This is a genomic window from Stenotrophomonas sp. YJH_SMC_80, assembly GCF_059372495.1.
This window is the reverse complement of sequence record NZ_JCAFVP010000001.1, coordinates 499253-521921: the sequence shown is the minus strand read 5'-3', so window position 1 is coordinate 521921 and position 22669 is coordinate 499253. Positions and strand designations below refer to the sequence as shown.

The 22669-nt window shown below is 66.5% G+C and carries 17 protein-coding genes and 1 riboswitch; of the genes, 8 read left to right on the top strand and 9 right to left on the bottom strand.

What is annotated here, in order from left to right:
* Window positions 1–184: 184 nt before the first annotated feature.
* Complete coding sequence (locus AC5P99_RS02230) at window positions 185–2266, top strand: carbon starvation CstA family protein (RefSeq protein ID WP_495212848.1); 2082 nt, start codon at window positions 185–187, stop codon at window positions 2264–2266.
* Window positions 2266–2490 carry a YbdD/YjiX family protein gene (locus AC5P99_RS02225; RefSeq protein ID WP_005410613.1) on the top strand — a complete coding sequence of 75 codons (225 nt, stop codon included), beginning with the start codon at window positions 2266–2268 and terminating at the stop codon, window positions 2488–2490. Before AC5P99_RS02230 ends, AC5P99_RS02225 begins: the two co-directional genes overlap by 1 nt.
* 351 nt (window positions 2491–2841) lie before the next feature.
* Here the strand turns inward: AC5P99_RS02225 and AC5P99_RS02220 are convergent, their stop codons facing one another.
* Window positions 2842–4092 carry a DUF819 family protein gene (locus tag AC5P99_RS02220; protein ID WP_282256396.1) on the bottom strand — a complete coding sequence of 417 codons (1251 nt, stop codon included), beginning with the start codon at window positions 4090–4092 and terminating at the stop codon, window positions 2842–2844.
* Window positions 4093–4219: 127 nt separating this feature from the next.
* Between AC5P99_RS02220 and AC5P99_RS02215 the strand changes: the two genes are divergently transcribed.
* On the top strand, window positions 4220–4609 hold the full coding sequence (locus tag AC5P99_RS02215) for a VOC family protein (RefSeq protein WP_495212847.1): 390 nt from the start codon (window positions 4220–4222) through the stop codon (window positions 4607–4609).
* Between the two features lie 86 nt (window positions 4610–4695).
* Here the strand turns inward: AC5P99_RS02215 and AC5P99_RS02210 are convergent, their stop codons facing one another.
* Both AC5P99_RS02210 and AC5P99_RS02205 read right to left on the bottom strand, forming a co-directional pair.
* On the bottom strand, window positions 4696–5982 hold the full coding sequence (locus tag AC5P99_RS02210) for a sensor histidine kinase (protein WP_495212846.1): 1287 nt from the start codon (window positions 5980–5982) through the stop codon (window positions 4696–4698).
* On the bottom strand, window positions 5969–6682 hold the full coding sequence (locus AC5P99_RS02205; protein ID WP_005410617.1) for a response regulator transcription factor: 714 nt from the start codon (window positions 6680–6682) through the stop codon (window positions 5969–5971). The genes AC5P99_RS02210 and AC5P99_RS02205 overlap by 14 nt, the downstream gene beginning before the upstream one ends.
* A gap of 131 nt (window positions 6683–6813) precedes the next feature.
* Between AC5P99_RS02205 and AC5P99_RS02200 the strand changes: the two genes are divergently transcribed.
* The 4 genes from AC5P99_RS02200 (at window position 6814) to AC5P99_RS02185 (ending at window position 13642) form a co-directional block, all read left to right on the top strand.
* Complete coding sequence (locus AC5P99_RS02200; RefSeq protein ID WP_049450940.1) at window positions 6814–8517, top strand: ArnT family glycosyltransferase; 1704 nt, start codon at window positions 6814–6816, stop codon at window positions 8515–8517.
* 111 nt (window positions 8518–8628) lie between these two features.
* Window positions 8629–9381, top strand: coding sequence for a phosphatase PAP2 family protein (locus AC5P99_RS02195; protein WP_005410619.1), 753 nt, complete (start codon window positions 8629–8631; stop codon window positions 9379–9381).
* Window positions 9378–11027 carry a phosphoethanolamine transferase gene (locus AC5P99_RS02190; RefSeq protein WP_495212845.1) on the top strand — a complete coding sequence of 550 codons (1650 nt, stop codon included), beginning with the start codon at window positions 9378–9380 and terminating at the stop codon, window positions 11025–11027. The genes AC5P99_RS02195 and AC5P99_RS02190 overlap by 4 nt, the downstream gene beginning before the upstream one ends.
* A gap of 650 nt (window positions 11028–11677) precedes the next feature.
* Window positions 11678–13642 (top strand): M2 family metallopeptidase, encoded by a 1965-nt coding sequence (locus tag AC5P99_RS02185; protein ID WP_005410621.1) that lies wholly within the window; start codon window positions 11678–11680, stop codon window positions 13640–13642.
* Between the two features lie 119 nt (window positions 13643–13761).
* Here the strand turns inward: AC5P99_RS02185 and AC5P99_RS02180 are convergent, their stop codons facing one another.
* The 3 genes from AC5P99_RS02180 to AC5P99_RS02170 form a co-directional block, all read right to left on the bottom strand.
* The gene (locus AC5P99_RS02180) at window positions 13762–14154 is read right to left on the bottom strand and encodes a hypothetical protein (RefSeq protein ID WP_005410623.1); all 393 of its coding nucleotides are present in this window, start codon (window positions 14152–14154) and stop codon (window positions 13762–13764) included.
* A 68-nt stretch (window positions 14155–14222) separates the two neighbouring features.
* Entirely contained in the window at window positions 14223–15119 is an 897-nt protein-coding gene (locus tag AC5P99_RS02175) for a siderophore-interacting protein (RefSeq protein WP_049450943.1), read from the bottom strand.
* Window positions 15120–15259: 140 nt separating this feature from the next.
* The gene (locus tag AC5P99_RS02170; RefSeq protein ID WP_024956946.1) at window positions 15260–16486 is read right to left on the bottom strand and encodes a multidrug effflux MFS transporter; all 1227 of its coding nucleotides are present in this window, start codon (window positions 16484–16486) and stop codon (window positions 15260–15262) included.
* A gap of 297 nt (window positions 16487–16783) precedes the next feature.
* Window positions 16784–16886: riboswitch (glycine riboswitch) on the top strand.
* A 62-nt stretch (window positions 16887–16948) separates the two neighbouring features.
* Between AC5P99_RS02170 and gcvP the strand changes: the two genes are divergently transcribed.
* The gene (gcvP, locus tag AC5P99_RS02165; RefSeq protein WP_049450946.1) at window positions 16949–19816 is read left to right on the top strand and encodes an aminomethyl-transferring glycine dehydrogenase; all 2868 of its coding nucleotides are present in this window, start codon (window positions 16949–16951) and stop codon (window positions 19814–19816) included.
* Window positions 19817–19874: 58 nt separating this feature from the next.
* On the opposite strand, the gene AC5P99_RS02160 is transcribed toward gcvP, so the two are convergent.
* From AC5P99_RS02160 to AC5P99_RS02150, 3 genes are all read right to left on the bottom strand, one after another.
* Window positions 19875–20285: a VOC family protein gene (locus AC5P99_RS02160; protein WP_005410627.1), complete on the bottom strand. Its 411-nt coding sequence runs from the start codon at window positions 20283–20285 to the stop codon at window positions 19875–19877.
* 103 nt (window positions 20286–20388) lie between these two features.
* Entirely contained in the window at window positions 20389–21756 is a 1368-nt protein-coding gene (locus AC5P99_RS02155; protein WP_005410628.1) for an amino acid permease, read from the bottom strand.
* Window positions 21757–21838: 82 nt separating this feature from the next.
* On the bottom strand, window positions 21839–22561 hold the full coding sequence (locus AC5P99_RS02150) for a helix-turn-helix transcriptional regulator (protein ID WP_005410629.1): 723 nt from the start codon (window positions 22559–22561) through the stop codon (window positions 21839–21841).
* Between the last annotated feature and the right edge of the window lie 108 nt (window positions 22562–22669).

Here is a 22669-nt window from a genome sequence, read left to right as displayed (position 1 = left end):
ATGGACGCCACATGGCCGCACGCCAATGGACGGCGCCGCAACCGATTGTTCCATCCCTGATGTTCGCTGCATGTCAGCACAACAAGCGTACGACCAAAGTACTACCGCCGATTCGTCCTGTGCCAATTGACCCTGCCGAGGGCACGCGGGACTCTTTGACTGTCTTTCCGGGAGAGAGCACCTCATGAAAGGGTTTTCCAAAATAGGCTGGGCGGTACTCGCCCTGCTCGGCGCCTTCTGTCTGGGCACCGTGGCCCTGCGCCGCGGCGAACACATCAATGCCCTGTGGATCGTCGTCGCCGCCGTTTCGCTGTACCTGGTGGCCTACCGCTTCTACAGCCTGTTCATCGCCAACAAGGTGATGCAGCTGGATCCGACCCGGGCCACCCCGGCGGTGATCAACAACGATGGCCTGGACTACGTGCCGACCAACAAGCACGTGCTGTTCGGTCACCATTTCGCCGCCATTGCCGGTGCCGGCCCGCTGGTGGGACCGGTGCTGGCCGCACAGATGGGCTACCTGCCCGGCCTGCTGTGGCTGGTGGTGGGCGTGGTGCTGGCCGGCGCGGTGCAGGACTTCATGGTCCTGTTCCTGTCCAGCCGCCGCAACGGCCGCTCCCTGGGCGATCTTGTGCGGGAAGAGATGGGCCAGGTGCCCGGCACCATCGCGCTGTTCGGTGCGTTCCTGATCATGATCATCATCCTGGCGGTGCTGGCGATGGTGGTGGTCAAGGCGCTGGCCGAAAGCCCGTGGGGCATGTTCACGGTGATCGCGACGATGCCCATCGCGATCCTGATGGGCGTGTACATGCGCTACATCCGCCCCGGCAGGATCGGCGAGATTTCGGTGGTCGGCCTGATCCTGCTGCTGGCCGCGATCTGGTACGGCGGCAAGGTCGCCGCCGATCCGGTCTGGGGCCCGGCCTTCACCTTCACCGGCACCCAGATCACCTGGATGCTGATCGGTTACGGCTTCGTCGCCTCGGTGCTGCCGGTGTGGCTGCTGCTGGCCCCCCGCGATTACCTGTCGACCTTCCTCAAGATCGGCACCATCATCGCGCTGGCCGTCGGCATCCTGATTGTGATGCCGGAACTGAAGATGCCGGCGCTGACCCAGTTCGCTGCCAGTGGTGATGGCCCGGTGTGGAAGGGCGGCATGTTCCCGTTCCTGTTCATCACCATCGCCTGCGGTGCGGTCTCCGGCTTCCACGCGTTGATTTCCTCCGGCACCACGCCGAAGCTGCTGGCCAATGAAGCGCACATGCGCTACATCGGCTACGGCGGCATGCTGATGGAATCGTTCGTGGCGGTGATGGCGCTGGTGGCGGCCTCGATCATCGATCCGGGCATCTACTTCGCGATGAACAGCCCGGCGGCGGTGATCGGTGCCGATGCGGCCTCGGCGGCGCACTACATCACCAACACCTGGGGCTTCACCATCACGCCCGAGCAGCTGACCGCGACCGCGGCGGCCATTGGCGAGCCGACCATCCTGCATCGCGCAGGTGGCGCACCGACACTGGCGGTGGGCATCGCGCAGATCCTGCACGAAGCGATTCCCAGTGGCAGCGACGCGATGATGGCGTTCTGGTACCACTTCGCGATCCTGTTCGAAGCGTTGTTCATCCTCACGGCAGTCGACGCTGGCACCCGTGCCGGTCGCTTCATGCTGCAGGACCTGCTGGGCAATTTCGTGCCGGCCCTGAAGAAGACCGAATCGTGGACCGCCAACATCATCGGTACCGCCGGCTGCGTGGCGCTGTGGGGCTACCTGCTCTACACCGGCGTGGTCGATCCGTTCGGTGGCATCCAGACGCTGTGGCCGCTGTTCGGCATCTCCAACCAGATGCTGGCGGGTATCGCACTGATGCTGGGCACGGTGGTGCTGTTTAAGATGAAGCGTGACCGCTATGCGTGGGTGACGGCCGTGCCGGCCATCTGGCTGCTGATCTGCACCACCTACGCCGGCTTCATCAAGATCTTCGACAGCAATCCGGCGCAGGGCTTCCTGGCCCAGGCACACAAGTTCCAGGCCGCCCTCGCCAGCGACACCATCACGGCACCGGCCAAGTCGGTGGTGCAGATGAAGCAGATCGTGGTCAACGCCTACGTCAACACCGGCCTGACCGCGCTGTTCCTGCTGGTGGTGGGCGCAGTGCTGGTGTATTCGATCAAGACCATCCTGGCGGCCCGCCGCAATCCGCAGCGCAGCGACCGCGAGACCCCGTACGTGGCGCTGAAGCCGCATGAAATGGTGGATCTGTGATGAGCACGCAACTGGTTCCCGCCGGCCAGTACCAGGCACACCGCCGTATCTGGCGGCGCCTGGTGCAGACCGCACGACTGTGCTGTGGCATTCCTGATTACGACAACTACGTCCGGCACATGCTGGAAAAGCATCCGGACCAGGAGCCGATGGATTACAAGACGTTCTTCCGCGAGCGCCAGGAAGCGCGCTACGGCGGACGCAACGGTGGTCGCTGCTGTTGAGGGTTGGGTGTGGGTGCCGGGCTTGCAGCCCGGCGCCCGCAGAGGCCGGAGCAACGGCAACAGCTGAGGCGTCGGCTCTGGGTTTCTGTGTGCTTGGCGGGGTTGTGTCGGATGGCGGGGACGCCGTAAACCCATCCCTGGGGGCTTGGCCGCGGCATCCATGCCGCGGACACCCCGCCATCCGACACCACCCCACCTTCGACAGATTTCCGGTGACGGCGAGATGCATCAGGGGTCAGATCCGTTTCCTCCGGGAAACGGATCTGACCCCTTCCATGTTCATGGAGGCCCATGAAATGCATCCACGCATGGCGTGGATCTACGCAGGCATGACGCCGGGGCGGCCCGGACTCAACCGTTGGCCATCCACTTCAGGATCAGGCCAGTGACATAGGCCAGCCCGGTGCCGGTGGCGTAGCCCACCGTGCCCAGCAGCACGCCCACCGGAGCCAGCGTCGGATGGAACGCCGCAGCCACCACGGGGGCCGAAGCGGCTGCGCCGATGTTGCCCTGCGAACCGATCGCGAAGAAGAACAGCGGCGCGCGCAGCAGCTTGGCCACCACCCACAGCACCAGCACATGCGTGGCCATCCAGATCGCGCCGAGCAGGAACAGCCACGGCCGGTCCAGCAGCGACAGCAGGTTCATCTGCATGCCGATGCAGGCGATCAGGAAGTACAGGAACACCGTGCCCAGCCGCGAAGCGCCCGCGGCTTCCAGCCGGCGCGCACGGGTGAAGCTCAGGCCCAGGCCCATCGCGGTGGACAGCAGGATCACCCATACGAACTGGCTGTCCAGGCTGAACTGGCTGGCCCAGCTGACATTGGCCTTGAACCAGCCCGCCAGCGGTGCGGCGATGGCATGGGCCAGGCCGACGCCGCCCAGTGCCACGCCGACGATCACCATCAGGTCGGTCATGCTGGGAATGCGCGCGTTCTGCGCCTCGTAGGCACTGATGCGCGCCTTCATCTCGTCGATGGCACGGGTATCGGCACCGTTGCGGGTATCGATCTGCTGCGCGCGGTTGGCCAGGAACAGCAGGATGGCCATCCACAGGCTGGCGCAGGCCACGTCGACCACCGCGAACTGGCCGAAGGTGGTGGCATCGGTGCCGAACACTTCACGCATGGCCACCATGTTGGCGCCGCCGCCAATCCAGCTGCCGGCCAGCGCCGCCATGCCGGCCCAAGTATCACCGGCCACGGTTTCGGGGTGGATCAGCTTCATCAGCTGGAACGAGACGATGGCGCCGAGCATGATGCCGGCGGTACCGGCGCAGAACACGATCAGCAGTTTCGGGCCGAGCTTGGCAATACCCTTGAGGTCGATCGACAGGGTCAGCAGGACCAGCGCGGCCGGCAGCAGCACGTCACGCGCGACCGGGTTGTACAGCGAGGTGTTGTGGCCGTCGATGACACCGGCAGTGTTGTAGATGGCGGGGACGAAGTAGCACAGCAGCAGCGCCGGCACCCAGGCGAAGATCTTCTTCAACAACGGGGTCGGGCCACTGGCAGCCCAGAAGATCAGGGCCAGGGTGGTGGCAATCAGGCCCAGGCCAACGATGTCGTTGCTGATCAGGGCAGTAGCGGGTTCGGTCGGCATGGGATCCTCTGTCGATCGAAAGAGCGGGAAAAAAAAGCGCCGCATGAAGCGGCGCACCCCGAGATTAACATTGTCTTCACGCCGGGTCATGCTGCAGTGCCGGCTGCCCTTTCCAGGAGCCACTCCCATGCAGCTCGGCGCCTTCTCCGTCAGCCTCTCGGTCAGGGACCTGGCGGCCTCCCGCAGCTTCTACGAAGCACTGGGCTTCTCGGTGACCGGTGGCGAGCCGGCGCAGAACTGGCTGGTGATGCGCAACAACGGCGTTGTCATCGGCCTGTTCCAGGGCATGTTCGAGGGCAACCTGCTCACCTTCAACCCGGGCTGGGACCAGCACAAGCAGGAACTGCCCCACTTCCAGGATGTACGTGAACTGCAGGCGGAACTGGATGCGAAGGGCATTGAACTGGCGGTGCGTACCGACCCTCATGGGCGGGGCACCGGCTACCTGCAGTTGGCCGATCCCGACGGCAATGTGATCCTGATCGACCAGCATGTGGCGCGACCGAACGGCTGGTAATGCGAACGGACATTGCGTGGGCAGGCGTCGACCTTGGTCGACGGGCAGCATGCCAACCAAGGTTGGCATCTACCAGGACGGCCGGTTCAGGTCGGACGTGAAGCGCTGAAATCGAGCGTGGCGCGCGTGCCACGCGGCTCGCAGGGCTGCAGCTGCAGGGTCCAGCCAAGGTGCTCGCAGAGCCTGGCGATCAGGTCCAGGCCGATGCCGCCGCCACGGTCGGCGCGCCCGCCACGGGCCATCCGCGCGTGGATCGCCGCAATCTCCTCTGGGCTCATGCCATGTCCCGGATCCTGCAGGGTCAGCACCGCCGACGAGCTCAGGCGCAATTCAATGTGGCCACGCCCGCTGTTCTCGATGGCATTGCGCAGCAGGTTGCCGATCGCGGCCTGCACGACGGCCAGCGGCGCGACAATATCCACCGGGGCCGCCTGGATGCCGATGCTCAGGTCCTTGTCACCGAGCAGGTGGCGATGGTCGTCGACGATTTCCGGCAGCAGCTGGTCCAGGGCGATGCGCTCGGCGCGTGCGGCCAGGCGCGCCGGGTCACGCGCCAGCACCAGCAGCAGTTCGATCAGCTGCTCCACGCTCTGCGCGGTGCGCAGCACGCGTTGCATCTGCTGGCGCGCGCGCTCGGGCAGGCCCGGCTGTTCCAGTGCCAGCTCTGCGGCACCGGTCATCACCGCGATCGGCGTGCGCAGCTCGTGGCTGGCGGTGCTGATGAACACCCGCTCGCGTTCGACAAACTGCTCGTTGCGGTCCAGATAGTCGTTCAGTGCATCGGCAATGGTGTGCAGCTCGGAGCTGCCGCGCGGGTCGACCTCGATGCGCTGGCCCTGGACGCCCGGCCGCAGCGCGGCGATGTGCTGCGCCAGCAGGCTCAACGGGCGCACCATGCGTTCCATGCCGAACGACGCCATCAGCACGGTGACGAAGATCATGATCACCCCGGCCAGCATCACCCAGCGCGTGGCGAACTGTTCCAGGTCATGGAAGTCGGAAATGTCCAGCGCCAGCGCCACCCGCCCCATCGAGCCGGTGTCACGCACCATCACCGCAGTCTGCCGCCCCTTGATCGGCACCCCGTCATGCAGCCCCGGGTGCAGCATGCGCAGGCTTTCCGGCATGTTGCCTTCATCGAAGCGGAACAGGCTGAGCGTGTCCGAGTCCTGCCAGCGATAGTGCGGCTCGTGCTCGGTGTGCTCGACGATGCTGTCCAGTTCGGAATTGAGCAGCGCGCGCCAGGCAGCGTGCTCCGCATGTTCATGCACGTAGTTGCCGACGCTGAACACCGCGATCGACAGCAGCGCCAGATAGCCCAGCAACCACCACACCACGCGCCGGTACAACGGCCCCGGCTTACTCGCCTTCATCATCATCCTTGCCGGCATCGCTGGGCGTGGTCACGGCCAAGCGGTAACCCACCCGCGGCAGGGTATGGATCAGTTTCTCGGCGAACGGTCCGTCCACACTGCGGCGCAGCTCGTAGACATGCGAACGCAGCAGGTCGCCATCCGGCGGTTCGTCGCCCCACAGAGCGAATTCCAGCTGCTGGCGGGTCACCGCGCCGGGGCTGGCTCGCATGAGCACTTCCAGCAGCTTGCGGCAGGCCGGGTACAGGTGCAGCACCTGGGTGCCGCGCTGGGCTTCCAGTGTGGCCAGATCCAGCACCAGATCGCCCACCTGCAGGCGCTTGCGCGGGTTGCGGCCCTGCGCACGCAGCAGCAGCGCTTCCAGCCGCACCTCCAGCTCCGGGAGTGCGAACGGCTTGGTCAGGTAGTCGTCGGCGCCGGCGCGGAAGCCGGCAATCTTGTCCGGCAGCTCGTCACGCGCGGTCAGCATGATCACCGGCACTTCCGATGCATGCTCGGCGCGCAGCCGGCGTAGCACCTCCGGGCCCTCCATGCGCGGCAGCATCCAGTCCAGGATGACAGCGTCATACGGATGGCTCCCGGCCAGGTGCAGTCCGGTGATGCCATCCGGCGCCACGTCGAGCACGTGCCCGCGCGACTCGAAATAGTCGAACAGGTTGGCCACCAGCTGGCGGTTGTCCTCGATCACCAACAGACGCATGCACGAAACATCCACGGAAGTTCGTACCATGGTAGCGCCGCACATGTCGGAATGCGGTCGCCCCGGCGCCGCTCTGACGCTTTTCCCACCCCTGCCACCTCAGAATGGCCGTTTTGCTCCCGGAGCCTGCCGTGCCCGTAGCCCTGCCCCGCCGTTGGCGCCTGCCCCTGTTGTGGCTGCTGATCATTGCTGCGCTGGCAGCGGGGATCGGCCTTCGGCAGCCGCAGCCGCCGGACGAGCCGCGCTTCGTGCTGGCGGCCCGGACCATGGTCGAGAGCGGGCAATGGCTGCTGCCGCACCGTGGCGTGGAACTGTATGCGGAGAAGCCACCCGTCTTCATGTGGCTGCAGGCCGCCGCCTACGAGATCGTCGGCAGCTGGCAGTGGTCCTTCCTGCTGCCGTCGTTGCTGGGCGCCCTGCTCAGCCTGTGGGTGGTGTCGGACCTGGCGCGGCGGCTGTGGTCGCCACGACATTCCATCTACGCCCTCGCTGCACTGTTCTGCACCCTGCAGTTCGGGCTGATGGCCAAGCGCGCGCAGATCGACATGGTGCTGGTGGGCATGACCACCGTGGCCCTCTGGGGCCTGATGCGTCATCTGTGTGAACGCCGCAACCTGCCTGCCCTGTGGCTGGCCGGCTTCGCCGCAGGCGTCGGCACGGTGACCAAGGGCGTGGGTTTCCTGCCGCTGCTGATGGTGCTGCCCTGGTTCGGCTGGTGGCTGTACCAGCGCCGCCGCGGACGCACGGTGGAGGGTCCGCATCCGGCGACCCTGCTGTGGCTGATCCCGGCCTTCCTGCTGGGTGTCGGGGTGTGGCTGGCGCCGCTGGGCTGGGCCCTGCTGCACACGCCCAGTGCCGAACTGCAGGCTTATGCGCACGAGCTGCTGTTCAAGCAGACCGGCACCCGTTATGCCAATGCGTGGCACCACCGGCAGCCCGCCTGGTATTACCTGCAGGTGATCCTTACCCTGTGGCTGCCGGGCAGCCTGCTGCTGCCGATGCTGTTCAAGCCCTGGTGGCGCCGTATCCGCCGTGGCGACCGCCGTCAGTGGCTGCTGCTGGGCTGGGCCGTGCTGGTACTGGTGTTCTTCAGCGCAAGCCCGGGCAAGCGCGAGGTGTACCTGCTGCCGATGTTGCCGGCGATGGCGCTGGCCGTAGCCCCGCTGCTGCCCGGCCTGCTGCGCCGCCTGTGCGTTCGCCGCTACCTGTTCGGCTACAGCGTGGTGCTGATGCTGGCCACTGGCACGCTGGGCGTGATGCTGCTGACCGAACACGCTTGGGCGGTGGCCCAGCTGGAACGCCGCGCCATGCCAGACACCCTGCTACCGGTGCTGGGCGATGGCCTGCTGACCTTCGCCATCGCGCTAGCCACGCTGATCGTGTGGTTGCGGGTGCGCCGCGCGGCGACGCTGGTGCTGCTGACCCACGGGATGCTGTGGATGCTCTACGGCCTGGTACTGATCCCGGCGCTGGATCCCTATGCATCGGCGTCAGCGCTGATGCGCCGGGTCGGCGCGCGGATCGGACCGGATGCCGAACTGGCGCTGGTGGCCTGGCGCGAGCAGAACCTGCTGCAGGCCGACCGCCCGGTACGCGAATTCGGCTTCAAGCGGCCCTGGGCAGAGCAATGGCATGACGCCGGCCCTTGGCTCGCTGAGGCGCCGGACAAGCGCTGGCTGCTGGTGCTGGACGATGCGATGAGCCCCTGCGTGGATCCGGCCAAAGTGATCGACATCGGTGTTGCCAACAGGAATCGTTGGCAACTGCTTCCCGGTACCGCATGGAACCCGGAGTGCCACGCCGAGCGGACAGGATCGACCGCCGAAGAAGACTGAACGTTGACACGTGCCGGACGAACATTAACCCGGCACGAACGAGCATCCGACCCTTCTCCGACATCCAGGTGACGAGCATGACTGCGGATTCCCGAACCGCCCCTTCCCAGCATGCCCGTCCGTCCCCTTGATTCGGTAGCGCCGCTTGCGACATCACCACTGGCGTCTCGATTTGCCGTAACTCACCTCTGGCTGCCTGTCGCAATCGGTCTGCCATTGTTTACGCTGCTGATGGACTTCGGCGGTGATCAATGGGTGGCCGATCACCTGTTCCGTCTTGAAGGCAGCCACTGGGCGCTGCAGGACGCCTGGATCACCCGCAGCGTCGTGCACAAGGCCGGCAAATGGTTGAGCACGGCGGCAGCGCTGGTCGTGACCCTGCTGTGCTTCCACCACTGGCGTAGGGGTCGCGATCGCACCCTGCAATGGGCGCTGCTTTATGTCGTGATTGCCATGGCACTGGGCACCGGCGTGATCTCCCTGCTGAAGTCGCTGGTGCCGATGGAATGCCCGTGGGACCTGCTGCGCTACGGTGGCCACCAGCCTTTCATCGGTCTGTTCACCCTGCGCCCGGAAGGCATGCCGGCACAGGCCTGCTTCCCGGCAGGCCACGCCAGCGCAGGCTATGCGTGGCTCTGCCTGTACTTCTTCGCGTTGCTGTGGCGGCCGTCCTGGCGGTGGACCGGGCTCTGGATCGGCCTCGGCACCGGCCTGGTGTTCGGGATCAGCCAGCAGTTGCGGGGCGCCCATTTCCTTTCGCATGACATTGCCACCGCGTTGATATGTTGGCTGCTTTCGTTGGGCCTGTATGTTCTGATCCACCGTCAGCTGGACCGTCCCCACCGCCAGGAGGCAAACGCATGAGTGCATCGGTCCAACGCCCCGCCCGCCTCCCCGCCCTTGCGGGTCTTCGCAACTGGCGGCCGCAGCTCTCCACGGAAGCACTGATCGCGCTGACCAGCCTGTTCTTCGCGGTGGCCGGCAACGGCCTGTTCTGGCACAGCGCGATGGCGAGCCATCCAGGCAGCCTGCGTTACGCGCTTTCGCTGCTGCTGTTGCTGCTGGGTGCGCACGGCGTGCTGCTGGGCATCCTGGTCTGGCGCTGGAATGCCAAAGTGGTAATCAGCCTGTTGCTGCTGGTGACGGCGTTCGCTGCGCACTACATGAGCCGGTACCACATCTATCTGGATGCGGACATGCTGCGCAACGTGCTGGCGACCGACCCCAAGGAGAGCCGCGAGCTGATGACCGTATCGCTGCTGTGGCCGCTGCTGCTGCTGGCCGTGCTGCCGATGGTGGTGCTGTGGCGCGTGCAGCTGCGCCGACGCAGTTGGGGCCGCAGCCTGCTGTGGCGACTCGGCTTCCTGGTCGTGGCGGCGGCGACCGCAGTTGGCGGTGCGCTGATCTCGTTCCAGGATGTCTCGGCGCTGATGCGCAACCAGCGCGAAGTACGCTATCTCGCCACCCCGGCCAACGTGCTGCTCGGTATGCCGCGTGCGCTGCGTGGCGACAACCCGGTGCAGCGCGCGCCGAAGCTGCCGATCGGCACCGACGCCAAGGCCACGCCACGCGCCCCGGCCAGCAAGCCGCGCCTGCTGGTGATCGTCATGGGCGAAACCGTGCGCGCGCAGAACTGGGGGCTCAACGGTGGCCGCAACACCACCCCGGAGTTGGCCCAGGCACCGGTGATCAACTTCCCCGACATGCACTCCTGCGGCACCAGCACCGAAGTATCGCTGCCGTGCCTGTTCTCGCCGTGGGGACGCCACGACTACGATGAAAAGAAGATCCGTGCACACCAGTCGCTGCTGCACGTGCTGAACCGCGCCGGCATCGCGCCGTTGTGGCGTGACAACCAGTCCGGCTGCAAGGGCGTCTGCGAAGGGCTGGAGTTCCAGTCGCTGTCCGATGCGACCACGCCGGGGCTGTGCGCCGATGGCCGCTGCATGGACGAGATCCTGCTGCAGGACCTGGCCGCCCAGGTGCGTGCCAAGCCCGGCGACCGCGTGGTGGTGCTGCACCAGCTGGGCAACCACGGCCCGGCCTACTTCGAGCGTTACCCGGCAGCCTTCGCGCGCTTCAAGCCAACCTGCGACACCCGTGACATCGGCCGTTGCTCTCGCGAAGAGATCACCAACAGCTATGACAACGCGGTGTTGTACACCGATCATTTCCTGAGCAAGACCATCCGCACCCTGCAGGGCATGCAGGATTACGACACGGCGATGATCTACCTGTCCGACCATGGTGAATCGCTGGGCGAGAAGGGCCTGTTCCTGCATGGCGTGCCGTATGCGATCGCTCCGGCCGAGCAGACCCGCGTACCGATGACGATGTGGTTCTCGCCGGGCTTTGCCAGCAGCCGTGGGTTGGACCTGCAGTGCGTGCGCAAGCGTTCGGCGGCGTATACCGACCACGACAACCTGTTCCCGTCGGTGCTGGGCCTGATGCAGGTGAAGACCTCGCTGTATGAGCGCGATCGCGACCTGTTCGCCAACTGCGAAGGTTGAGGGTTGTTCGGCAGGGCTTGCAGCCCTGCACCCGCGGTAGTGCCGGCCGCTGGCCGGCAGCCTCGACAGCAACAGCAACAGCAACAGCAAAAGCAAAAGCAAAAGCAAAAGCTGGCATTCCGTGGATTGGCGGGGTGGGTCCGGTTGCGGGGGACGCTGCAAGTACGTCCATGTAAGCTCGGTCGCCGCATCCATGCGGCTCACGCCCCCGCAACCGGACCCACCCCGCCTTCGACAGATTTCCGCGATCTGTTGGAACGACGCATTGCCCTGGTGGGTGTCGACCTTGGTCGACACAGTAGATCCACGCCATGCGTGGATGACTCATTCGATATCTGACAGATGTGTCGACCAAGGTCGACACCTACCGACAGCACATGGAATCTGTCGGAGGTGGGGCGGTGTCGGAGTGCGGGGTGTCAGCCGCATGGATGCGGCTGCCAAGCCTACAAGGACGTACTTGCGGCGTCCCCGCACTCCAACACCGCCCCGCCAAACCACGGACAGTCCGCTGTTGCTGTTGCTTCGGCCTTTGCCGTTGCTTGAAGGCCTCTGCGGGTGCCGGGCGCCGCCCGGCCGACTTCCGCCACTTGCGGTGGCAGCGACGGCCCACTAGCCTTCGGCCGTCGTTCACTACCCAAGGACCGCCCGTGAAACACCGTCATCTCCTGCTGGCCTCGGCAATCGCCGCCGCCACGCTGGCCCTGGCCGCCTGCAAAAAGGAAGCTGCCCCAGGCACCGATACCGCCAGCAGCAGCGCCCCGGCCGGCGAAACCGCCGACCAGTTCGTGGCCCGCATCAATGCCGAATTCAAGGCCGCCTACCCGGAGATGACCTCGGCGCAGTGGCTGTCTTCCACCTACATCAACAGTGATTCCGAACGCATCGCGGCCAAGGCCAACGAGCGCTCGCTGACCCAGCTCAACAGCTGGATCGAGCAGGCCGCCAAGTTCGACGGCAAGCCGATGAGCGAGGACAGCAAGCGTGCGATCCACCTGCTGAAACTGATGTCCTCGATGCCGGCGCCGCGCGATCCGGCCAAGCTGGCCGAGCTGACCCAGATCGCCACCCGCATGGAAGGCAGCTACGGTGCCGGCAAGTACTGCACCGACGCCAACGATCCGAACTCCTGCCGCCAGCTGGGCGAGCTGGAACAGGTACTGGCGCGCAGCCGCGACTACGACAAGCAGCTTGACGCCTGGCAGGGCTGGCACAGCACCACCAAGAGCATGCGCGGCGACTACCAGAAGTTCGTCGGCCTGGTGAACGAAGGCGCCAAGGGCATGGGCTTCACCGATGCCGGCCAGATGTGGCGCAGCGGCTATGACATGCCGCCGGAGCAGATCGGCCCGGAAACCGACCGCCTGTGGGAACAGGTCAAGCCGATGTACGAGCAGCTGCACTGCTACGCGCGCGGCAAGCTGGACAAGACCTATGGCAAGGACAAGGCCGAAGTTGGCAATGGCCTGATCGCCGCGCACCTGCTGGGCAACATGTGGCAGCAGGACTGGTCGAACCTGTGGGACCAGCTGGAACCGTACCCGGGCGCCGGCAGCCTGGACATCACCGCGGCGCTGGAAAAGCAGTACCAGACCAACCTGAGCGCGGCGCTGGCCAAGGCCGGCAAGGATGCCAACGTGGCCGCGCAGTACAAGGCGCAGCGCGAGGCCGAACTGCGTACCGCCAAGCAGATGACCGAGCGCGCGCAGGACTTCTACGTGTCGCTGGGCATGCCGTCGCTGCCGCAGTCCTACTGGGAAAAGACCCAGTTCATCAAGCCTGACGACCGCGACGTGGTCTGCCACGCCAGTGCCTGGGACATGAACATGGAAGGCGACGTGCGCACCAAGATGTGCATCAAGCCGAACGAAGAGAACTTCACCACCATCTACCACGAGCTGGGCCACATCTATTACGACCTGGCCTACAACCCGCTGCCGCCGCTGTTCCAGGGCGGTGCCAACGATGGCTTCCATGAAGCGATCGGCGACACCATCGTGCTGGCGATGACGCCCAAGTACCTCAGCTCGATCGGCCTGGTCGATGCGCCGACCGAAAGCCGCGAGGCGGTCATCAACAACCAGATGCGCATGGCGCTGTCAGGCGTGTCGTTCCTGCCGTTCGGGCTGATGATCGACCGCTGGCGCTGGGGCGTGTTCGATGGCTCGATCACTGCCGACAACTACAACAAGGCGTGGTGGGACCTGAAGGCCAAGTACCAGGGCGTGGCGCCGGCCAGCACCCGTGGCGAAGAGTTCTTCGATCCGGGCGCGAAGTACCACGTGCCGGGCAACACTCCGTACACCCGCTACTTCCTGGCGCGCATCCTGCAGTTCCAGTTCTACAAGGGCCTGTGCGACGCGTCCGGCTACAAGGGCCCGCTGCATGAGTGCACCTTCTACGGCAACAAGGAAGCCGGCCAGAAGTACTGGGCGATGCTGAGCAAGGGTGCCAGCCAGCCGTGGCAGGCCACGCTGAAGGAGCTGACTGGTACCGACAAGCTCGATGCCGGCCCGATGATCGAGTACTTCACCCCGGTCAACGAGTGGCTGAAGCAGCAGAACGAAGGCCAGATGTGCGGCTGGCAGGCCAACGCGGCCCCGGCGGCGAAATGAAAAAAGGGGCGGGTCCGCAAGGATCCGCCCCTTTCTGGTAGTGCCGGCCGCTGGCCGGCAACTGCACGGTGGAAATCCGTCTGGCAGCCGGCCAGCGGCCGGCTCTACCGCAACAGCAGTCAGCTGTTCTTCTTCGCGGCCATCGCTGCGGCCAGCTCGGCCTTGAATTCCTCGAAGGTCTGGCCCTTCTCCCTGGCTTCGGCCTGTGCGGCATCGCGCAGCGCGTCGGAGTACATCAGGCGCACCGGCGTGCCATTGCGTTCGTGCAGTTCACCGGCCTGCATGATCAGCGCCAGCACCTGCGCAGCGCTCTCGCTGTGGCCCGCGATGCGGCCGTCCATGCCCAGCACCCATTCGCCGTCGCGGCGCACGACACCGGCCAGCAGGGTGCGCTGTGCATCGCGCAGTTCCGCATGCGGCTCCACCGGCGAGGCCTGCGCGGCGGCCTTGTTGGCGGCCTGCTTTTCCTGGCGACGGCGCTGGTCGCGGCGGGTCTTGGAGCTGGTGGACATGGTGCGGTACCGCTGCGAAGGGGGGCGCAAGGATAGCGCACCCCGCCCGCAGCACCGCTTCACACCCCTCAGTCCAGCACTTTGCCGTGCCGCCAGTAGCCCATGAAGGTGATCGCGCGGCGGTCCAGCCCGCAGTCGCGCACCAGATGGCGACGGATCGCCATCACGGCCCCCGCCTCGCCCGCCACCCAGGCGTACAGCGGCCCGGCCACGCGGGTATCGGCCTGCTCCCAGAGGATCTGCGTATCGACGTCGATCTCCTCCAGCGCATCGCCGGCAGTCACGCCCGAGGTCGCTGCCAACCGCGCCTGGACCGCCTGCAGCAACCGCTGTCCGTAGGCGGCCTGCCCGCGCGGCAGCCAGACCAGCTCGGCGCTGGAGGGCGCCTTCAGGTGCACCGCATCACCGGCCTGCGCCACCTCCAGCAGCGCCAGCGTGCGCGGTGGGTCGACCATGGCCGCCAGTTCCTCGAGGATGCCGGCCACCGCAGGCAACGCGGTTTCATCGGCCACCAGCAGCACCTGGCCGACACCGGCCGGTGGCTTCCACTCCCAGCCCTCGCTGCTCCCGGCACAGTCGGCGTCCGGGGCCAGCAGCACCACGCGGTCGCCTGGGCGGGCGTGCATGGCCCAGCGCGAGGCGGGGCCGGTTTCGCCATGGATGACGAAATCGACGTCGACCTCGCCCTGCTCCGCGCGCAACTGGCGGATGGTGTAGGTACGCATCGGCGGGCGCTTGTCGTCCGGCAGGGCCCGGTAGCGTGGGTACCAGTCTTCACCGCTGGGGACCTGCGGTACCTCCTGGCCGGGCAAGGGGAAGAACACCTTGATGCGCTGGTCAGGGCCTTCGGTCTTCATCCGCGCCACGTCGGCACCGGTGAACACCATGCGGTCCAGGGAAGGGGAAAGAACGCGGCGCTCCTTCAGCGCCACCTCGAACAGGCGGTAGGTCTGCTGCGCAGCCATGGGGAACCTCATGCAACGACATCGGATTGGCTGGCTGTCGTGCATCCACGCACCGGCTGGCTGGAGTGCCCAGCCTAGTCCGGTCGTTCCTCTTCGCAAGCGTTGCGGGCAAAGCGGCCGGCCCTACCCCTGCGCGCTGCTCAATGGCCCGTGCAGGCCGCCTGTGCCGCGCGTTCACGCTGGTGTTCCCAGTACCAGAACACGAAGCCGGCGGCGAAGAACGCGGCCTGCCCCAGTGCCAGGTGCAGCGGGCTGGCGCTGAGCAGCGGCGACACCACGCCGGCCACCACCGTGCTGATCATCAGCTGCACGAAGGCCTGCAGCGACGAGGCCAGGCCGCGCTGATGCGGGTACATGTCCAGCACCGCCAGCGCCAGGATCGGGAAGATCAATGCCATGCCCATGCCGCCCAGGAAGATCGGCAGCACCGCCCACGGCAGCACGAACTGCGGCGACAGCGCCACGTAGCCGACATTCAGCAGCACCGACAGCGCACACAGGCCGAAACCAATGGACACCTGGCGGGTGGGCGTGGTGTGCCCGGCCATGCGCCCGGACAGGAACGAGCCGGTGGTCATGCCGCCGATGGTGGGGATGAACAGCCAGGCAAAACCACCCTCGCCCAGATGCAGGTGCTGCATCACGAACACCGGCGCCGAGGAGATGTACAGGAAAATGCCGCCGAAACCGATGCTGCCGGCCAGCGCCAGGCGCAGGAACCGCGGGTTGAAACCGATGCGCACGTAATCACGCAGCAGCACGCGCGGTGACAACGGCACCCGTGCCTCCACCGGATGGGTTTCCGGCAGGTAGCGTGCGGTGGCCGCCAGCAGGAGCAGCGCAAACATCACCAGGAACCAGAAAATCAGTGGCCAGCCGGCGCCACTGAGCAGGATCCAGCCGCCAATGATCGGTGCGATGGCCGGAGCGATGCCGAACAGCATCGATACCTGGCTCATCAGGCGCTGCGCGTCGTGTCCGTGGTACAGGTCGCGGATCACCGCGCGGCCGACGATCATGCCGACGCCCGCTGACAGGCCCTGCAGCGCGCGGAACGCCAGCAGCGTGGTCAGGTCGGTGGACAGCGCACAGCCGACCGAAGCGCCGACGAACACCACCAGGCCACCGAGGATCACCCGCTTGCGGCCCCAGGCATCGGACAACGGGCCGTGCGCCAGGCTCATCAGGCCGTAGAACAGCAGGTACACACTGATGGTCTGCTGCACCGCCACTTCGTCCACCGCCAGGCGCTGGGCCAGCTGCGGGAACGCGGGGAAGATGGTGTCGATCGAAAACGGACCGAACATGGCCAGGCCGGCGAGCAGCAGGGCCATGCGGCGGGTGGAGGGAGCAACAGCGGCGGTCATGGAAGGCGTCCGGCAGGGCCATGCGCGGCACGCACGGCGGGCGCCGGTCCCCTGCAGCAGGGACGGCGCCAGATGAATTCGGGTATCCGCCCATCATAGGTGGGGATTGCGCCTGATGCCATGCAGCAGTGCACAAAACGCACGGACGGGCCATCGGCCATTCAGGCGCGGCCGCCAGGTCCGAAGGCGGCCGCCGCGCCCGCAACGGGCTATAATCGGGGGGCAACACGGTGGGAGAAGCGGAACACCGCTGCCGAAGGCGCAACGCCCGTAATCGCTCAGGCCCGATACCACCCGTAACACAACTCTGGAGAGACCGGTTCGATCCGGCGCCGAAGGGGCACGAAGCTGCGGTCCGCCGCGCTTTTAAACTCTCAGGCAAAAGGACAGAGGGGCGCCCCGCAGACCGCCGACCGGCGGCTTGTGCCCGTGCGTGTGCCCTTTCCTGACGGATCCTTCGCCATGTCCCAGAACACCCCTTCCCTGCGTGAGCTCGAGCACCACAACGCGTTCGTCGAGCGCCACATCGGCCCCAACGACGCCGAGATCGCGCAGATGCTCGACGTCGTCGGCCACGCGTCGCTGGATGCGATGACCGACGCCATCGTGCCGGCCAAGATCAAGTCGCCGGCACCGCTGGCACTGCCGGAGTCGATGACCGAAGTGCAGGCACTGGCGAAGATCCGTGCGATCGCCGACAAGAACACCGTGCTGCGCAGCTTCATCGGCCAGGGTTACTACGGTACCCACACGCCGAACGTGATCCTGCGCAACATCCTGGAAAACCCGGCGTGGTACACCGCCTATACCCCGTACCAGGCGGAAATCTCGCAGGGCCGCATGGAAGCGCTGATCAACTTCCAGACCCTGTGCGCCGACCTGACCGGCATGGAAATCGCCAACGCCTCGCTGCTGGACGAAGCCACCGCCGCCGCCGAAGCGATGACTCTGGCCAAGCGTTCGGCCAAATCGAAGTCGGACACCTTCTTCGTGCACGACGCCGTGCACCCACAGACCCTGGAACTGCTGCGTACCCGCGCCGAGCCCATGGGCATCGTGCTGCGCGTCGGCACCCCGGCCGAAGCACTGGAAGCAGAAGCGTTCGGCCTGCTGCTGCAGTATCCGGACACCTTCGGCCAGGTCGGCGACTACAAGGCGCTGGTCGATGCCGTGCACGCACGCGGCGGCCTGGTGGCCGTGGCCACCGACCTGCTGGCCCTGACCCTGCTGGCTGCCCCGGGCGAATGGGGCGCGGACATCGTGGTCGGCAACAGCCAGCGTTTCGGCGTGCCGTTCGGCTTCGGTGGCCCGCACGCCGCCTTCATGGCCTGCCGTGACGCCTACAAGCGCTCGATGCCGGGCCGCCTGATCGGCGTTTCGATCGATGCCCAGGGCAACCCGGCCTACCGCCTGACCCTGCAGACCCGCGAACAGCACATCCGCCGCGAGAAGGCCACCTCCAACATCTGTACCGCGCAGGTGCTGCTGGCGGTGATGGCCTCGATGTACGCCGTTTACCACGGCCCGGAAGGCCTGACCCGCATTGCCCGCCGCACGCACCGCCTGGCCTCGATCCTGGCCGCAGCGCTGCGCAATGCCGGCGTGCAGGTCGGTGGCGACTTCTTCGACACCCTGCACGTCACCGGCGTGCATGCCGATGAAATCCATGCCAAGGCACGCGCCGCCGGTTACAACCTGCGCGCGATCGACAGCGACTCGGTCGGCATCAGTCTGGACGAGACCACCACCCGCGCCGACATCGTCGCCGTGGCTGCGGTGTTCGGTGCCTCGCTGGACGTCGACGCGCTGGACGCCAGCACCGCCGACGCGCTGCCGGCCGGCCTGCTGCGCCAGTCCGCGTTCCTGACCCACCCGGTGTTCAACACCCACCACAGCGAGCACGAACTGCTGCGCTACCTGCGTTCGCTGGCCGACAAGGACCTGGCGATGGACCGCACGATGATCCCGCTGGGTTCGTGCACCATGAAGCTCAATGCCACCGCCGAGATGATCCCGGTGACCTGGCCGGAGTTCTCGCAGATCCACCCGCTGGTGCCGGCCGACCAGGCGCTGGGCTACAAGGAACTGATCGACACGCTGGAAGCGATGCTGGTCGAATGCACCGGCTACGACGCGGTCAGCCTGCAGCCGAACTCCGGCGCACAGGGCGAGTACGCCGGCCTGCTGGCGATCCGCGCCTACCACCGCTCGCGCGGCGAAGGCCACCGCGACATCTGCCTGATCCCGGATTCGGCGCACGGCACCAACCCGGCCTCGGCGCAGATGTGCGGCATGAAGGTGGTGGTCACCAAGACCGATGCCAACGGCAATGTCGATGTGGAAGACATCCGCCTCAACGCCGAGAAGTACAGCGACCGCCTGGCCGCGATCATGATGACCTACCCGTCCACGCACGGCGTGTTCGAGGAAGAGGTGGTCGAGATCTGCGAGATCATCCACAAGCACGGCGGCCAGGTGTACACCGACGGCGCCAACATGAACGCCCTGGTCGGCGTGGCCAAGCCCGGCAAGTGGGGTTCGGACGTTTCGCACCTGAACCTGCACAAGACCTTCTGCATTCCGCACGGCGGTGGCGGCCCGGGCGTCGGCCCGTGCGCGGTCAAGGAGCACCTGGCGCCGTTCCTGCCGGGCAAGCTGGGTGACAACGGTCCGGTCGGCATGGTCAGCGCGGCCAGCTTCGGCAGCGCCTCGATCCTGCCGATCAGCTGGATGTACATCGCGATGATGGGCCGCGAAGGCCTGCGCAAGGCCACCCAGGTCGCGCAGCTCAACGCCAACTACATCGCCAAGCGCCTGGCGCCGCACTTCAAGACGCTGTACACCGGCCGCAACGGCCTGGTGGCGCACGAGTGCATCCTCGACGTGCGCCCGCTGGAGAAGACCAGCGGCATCGGCGCCGAGGACGTCGCCAAGCGCCTGATCGACTTCGGCTTCCACGCCCCGACCCTGAGCTTCCCGGTGGCCGGCACGCTGATGGTCGAGCCGACCGAGAGTGAGTCGCTGCACGAGCTGGACCGCTTCATCAACGCCATGATCCAGATCCGAGAGGAAATCAGCGCGATCGAAGACGGCCGCCTGGACCGCGAGGACAACCCGCTGAAGAACGCGCCGCACACTGCCACCGCAGTGACCGCCAGCGAGTGGACCCACTCCTACCCGCGCGAACTGGCTGCCTTCCCGCTGGCCAGCCTGAAGCAGAGCAAGTACTGGCCGCCGGTGGCACGCGTCGACAACGTGTACGGCGACAAGAACGTGATGTGCGCCTGCATCCCGGTCGATGCCTACAAGGATGATGAAGTCGAGGCTTGATTCCTCGCGGCATCGGTAAAGAGAACGGCCCGCGCAAGCGGGCCGTTCTCATTGTGCATCACGGGTCCGGCATCTGCCCCAGGCTCAACTGCCACGACACGCCGAAGCGATCCTGCACCCAGCCGTAGCGGTTGCTGAAGTCATAGTCGCCCACCGGCATCAGCCAGTGGCCGCCCTCACCCAGCACGCGCGCGGCGCGCTCGAACTGCTCGGCGCCGGAGCACTCGACGAACAGCGAGATCGACGGGCTGAAGGTGAAATCGTGCACGTCCAGGCTGTCAAAGCACAGGTAGTGGGTGCCACCGAGCAGGAAGATGGCCTGTCGGACCTGCCCGGGCACGCCGGCACCGGCGCCGTCCGGATGGCGCTGCATTGCCAGCAGGCGGAAATCGGCGAAGGCCTCGGCGTACAGGGCCAGGGCGGCCTCGGCCTGGCCGGTAAACATCAGGAAGGGGCGACTGCGCAGCATGCGGTACTCCCGGTCGACGGGCCGATGACGGCCCACACGATCAGGATGGCACGGCGGATGTGCAGCCCCCGTGGTAGTGCCGGCCGCTGGCCGGCAGCTTCAGTCACGCCTCGCGCATGCGCCGCGCGATGGCGCTGCCGGCGGCGATCGTGGCGGTCAGCGCCACCATCGACAGGAACTGCAGGCGGGTGTGCGACTCGCTCAGCAGCAGGCCGAAGATCAGCGCCAGGATCGCCAGCGCGCAGCAGGTCAGCCACGGGAAGCCCGCCATGCGGAACGGCAGCCGGGTACCCAGGCGATCCGCGCGGCGGCGCAACACCAGTTGTGAGACCAGCGACAGCGTCCACACCAGCAGGCAGGTCGAACCGACGATGTTCAGCAGCACCGGCAGCACCCGGTCCGGGAACAGCAGTTCCATCACCGTGGCGGCGAAACCGAACAGCACGCTGGCCAGCACGGCAATGACCGGCACCTGGCGCGGATCGGTCCAGCCCAGCACGGCCGGGGCTTCGCGGCGCTGCGCCAGTGAATACATCATGCGCGAGGCGCCGTAGAGGTTGGCATTGAGTGCCGACAGCAGCGCGATCACCGCGATCAGGGTGATGGCGGTGCCGGCACCCGGAATACGGGCAATGTCCAGCACGGCGGCGAAGGGCGACTTCAACGCTTCGCTGGTCCACGGCACCACGGCGATGATCACGCTCAGCGAGCCGATGTAGAACACCAGGATGCGCCACGCCACGGTGCGGATGGCACGGGCGATGCTGCGTTCCGGATCTTCGGTCTCCGCCGCCGCAACGGCGACGATCTCGGTGCCACCGAAGGCAAAAACGACAACCAGCAGTGCAGCGCCAATACCGGCCAGGCCCTTCGGTGCGAAGCCACCATGCTCGGTGAAGTTGCTCAGGCCCGGCGAGGTCACCTGCGGCAGCCAGCCCATCAGCAGCGCCACGCCGATGGCGATGAAGGCCAGGATCGCCGCCACTTTGAGGATGGCGAACCAGAATTCGAACTCGCCGAAGTTCTTCACCCCGAGCAGGTTGATCGCGGTGAAGAACAGCATGAAGGCCAGCGCCGCCATCGGTACAGGTACTGCTGGCCAGACCGTGGCCAGCAGCCCGGCCGCTCCCACCGCCTCGGCGGCGATCACGATCACCAGCTGCACCCACCACAACCAGCCGACGGTGGCACCGGCGGTGGCGCCCATGGCATCGGCGGCATAGACCGAGAACGCGCCGCTGGTCGGTTTGGCCGCCGCCATTTCGCCCAGAGCGTTCATCACGATGATCACCAGCGCGCCGGCGACCAGATACGACACCAGGACCGCCGGACCGGCCGCCTGCACACCCACGCCCGAGCCGAGGAACAGGCCGGCGCCGATGGCGCTGCCCAGGCCCATCATGATCAGCTGGCGGGGCTTGAGCGAATGTCCGAGGCGGGACGGTGAAGCGGTCGGAATCGAGTTGGGCATCGGCAGGGCTGGCGGCGGGCTACAGGGGCGACACCTTACCCTGTCCAATGCCCGCGGGGATAGGCACAGCGCAGCAGGCGGCTCAGGCCAGTGCCGGCTCTCCGACACTGCCACCAATACGGGCGCGGTAGGCACGCGGCGAGAAACCGGTTTCAGCCTTGAACTTGCGGGTGAAGGCGCTCTGGTCGCTGAAACCGCAGGCCTGGCCGATGCTGGCGATGCTCTCGTCACCGTGCAGCAGGTGCATGGCCATCTGGATCCGCAGCCGGGTCAGCACCTGCTGCGGGGTCATCTGGAACACCTTGCGGAAGCTGCGCTCCAGCTTGGACAGCGAAAAGCCGGTGATGTCCAGCAGGGTCTGCATGCGCACGTTCTCGGCGTAGTGCGCGTTGAGGTGGGCCAGCGCCAGCCGCAGCTGCTCGTACTGGGTACCCAGGCTGTCCTTCTGGCCCAGGTCGCGGGAAATGCCGATCAGGCCCTCGATGGCCCCATCGACCACCAGCGGACGCTTGCAGGTCAGGCACCAGCCCGGTTCGCGGTTGGCGAACAGGTGCAGCTCCATCAGATTCTCGATCACCTCACCGGCCAGCACGCGGGCGTCCTGGTCCACGTAGTCGGCGCTCAGCCCGGTCGGGTAGATCTCCGCCGCGGTACGCCCGATCACGTCCTTGCGGGCGCGCAGGCCCAGCCGCCGCAGCATGGTCTGGTTGACGTGGGTGTAACGCCCCTGAAGGTCCTTGATGAAGAACAGCACATCCGGGATGGCGTCGAACAGGGCTTCGATGTCGGCGGGCTCGACTCGCATGGAACAAGCATACCCGAGCCTGCTTTTGCCTGTACGTTCACCTTTGCCGGACCTCGGTTTAACGGGCCCGGTTCCAGTGTCGTGGTTCTCTTTGAGCATCCGGAGCCA

Coding starts and splice junctions, on each gene's coding strand:
- AC5P99_RS02230 (WP_495212848.1), top strand. CDS start 185: ATGAAAGGGTTTTCCAAAATAGGCTGGGCGGTACTCGCCCTGCTCGGC.
- AC5P99_RS02225 (WP_005410613.1), top strand. CDS start 2,266: ATGAGCACGCAACTGGTTCCCGCCGGCCAGTACCAGGCACACCGCCGT.
- AC5P99_RS02220 (WP_282256396.1), bottom strand. CDS start 4,092: ATGCCGACCGAACCCGCTACTGCCCTGATCAGCAACGACATCGTTGGC.
- AC5P99_RS02215 (WP_495212847.1), top strand. CDS start 4,220: ATGCAGCTCGGCGCCTTCTCCGTCAGCCTCTCGGTCAGGGACCTGGCG.
- AC5P99_RS02210 (WP_495212846.1), bottom strand. CDS start 5,982: ATGAAGGCGAGTAAGCCGGGGCCGTTGTACCGGCGCGTGGTGTGGTGG.
- AC5P99_RS02205 (WP_005410617.1), bottom strand. CDS start 6,682: ATGCGTCTGTTGGTGATCGAGGACAACCGCCAGCTGGTGGCCAACCTG.
- AC5P99_RS02195 (WP_005410619.1), top strand. CDS start 8,629: ATGCCCGTCCGTCCCCTTGATTCGGTAGCGCCGCTTGCGACATCACCA.
- AC5P99_RS02190 (WP_495212845.1), top strand. CDS start 9,378: ATGAGTGCATCGGTCCAACGCCCCGCCCGCCTCCCCGCCCTTGCGGGT.
- AC5P99_RS02180 (WP_005410623.1), bottom strand. CDS start 14,154: ATGTCCACCAGCTCCAAGACCCGCCGCGACCAGCGCCGTCGCCAGGAA.
- AC5P99_RS02175 (WP_049450943.1), bottom strand. CDS start 15,119: ATGGCTGCGCAGCAGACCTACCGCCTGTTCGAGGTGGCGCTGAAGGAG.
- AC5P99_RS02170 (WP_024956946.1), bottom strand. CDS start 16,486: ATGACCGCCGCTGTTGCTCCCTCCACCCGCCGCATGGCCCTGCTGCTC.
- gcvP (WP_049450946.1), top strand. CDS start 16,949: ATGTCCCAGAACACCCCTTCCCTGCGTGAGCTCGAGCACCACAACGCG.
- AC5P99_RS02160 (WP_005410627.1), bottom strand. CDS start 20,285: ATGCTGCGCAGTCGCCCCTTCCTGATGTTTACCGGCCAGGCCGAGGCC.
- AC5P99_RS02155 (WP_005410628.1), bottom strand. CDS start 21,756: ATGCCCAACTCGATTCCGACCGCTTCACCGTCCCGCCTCGGACATTCG.
- AC5P99_RS02150 (WP_005410629.1), bottom strand. CDS start 22,561: ATGCGAGTCGAGCCCGCCGACATCGAAGCCCTGTTCGACGCCATCCCG.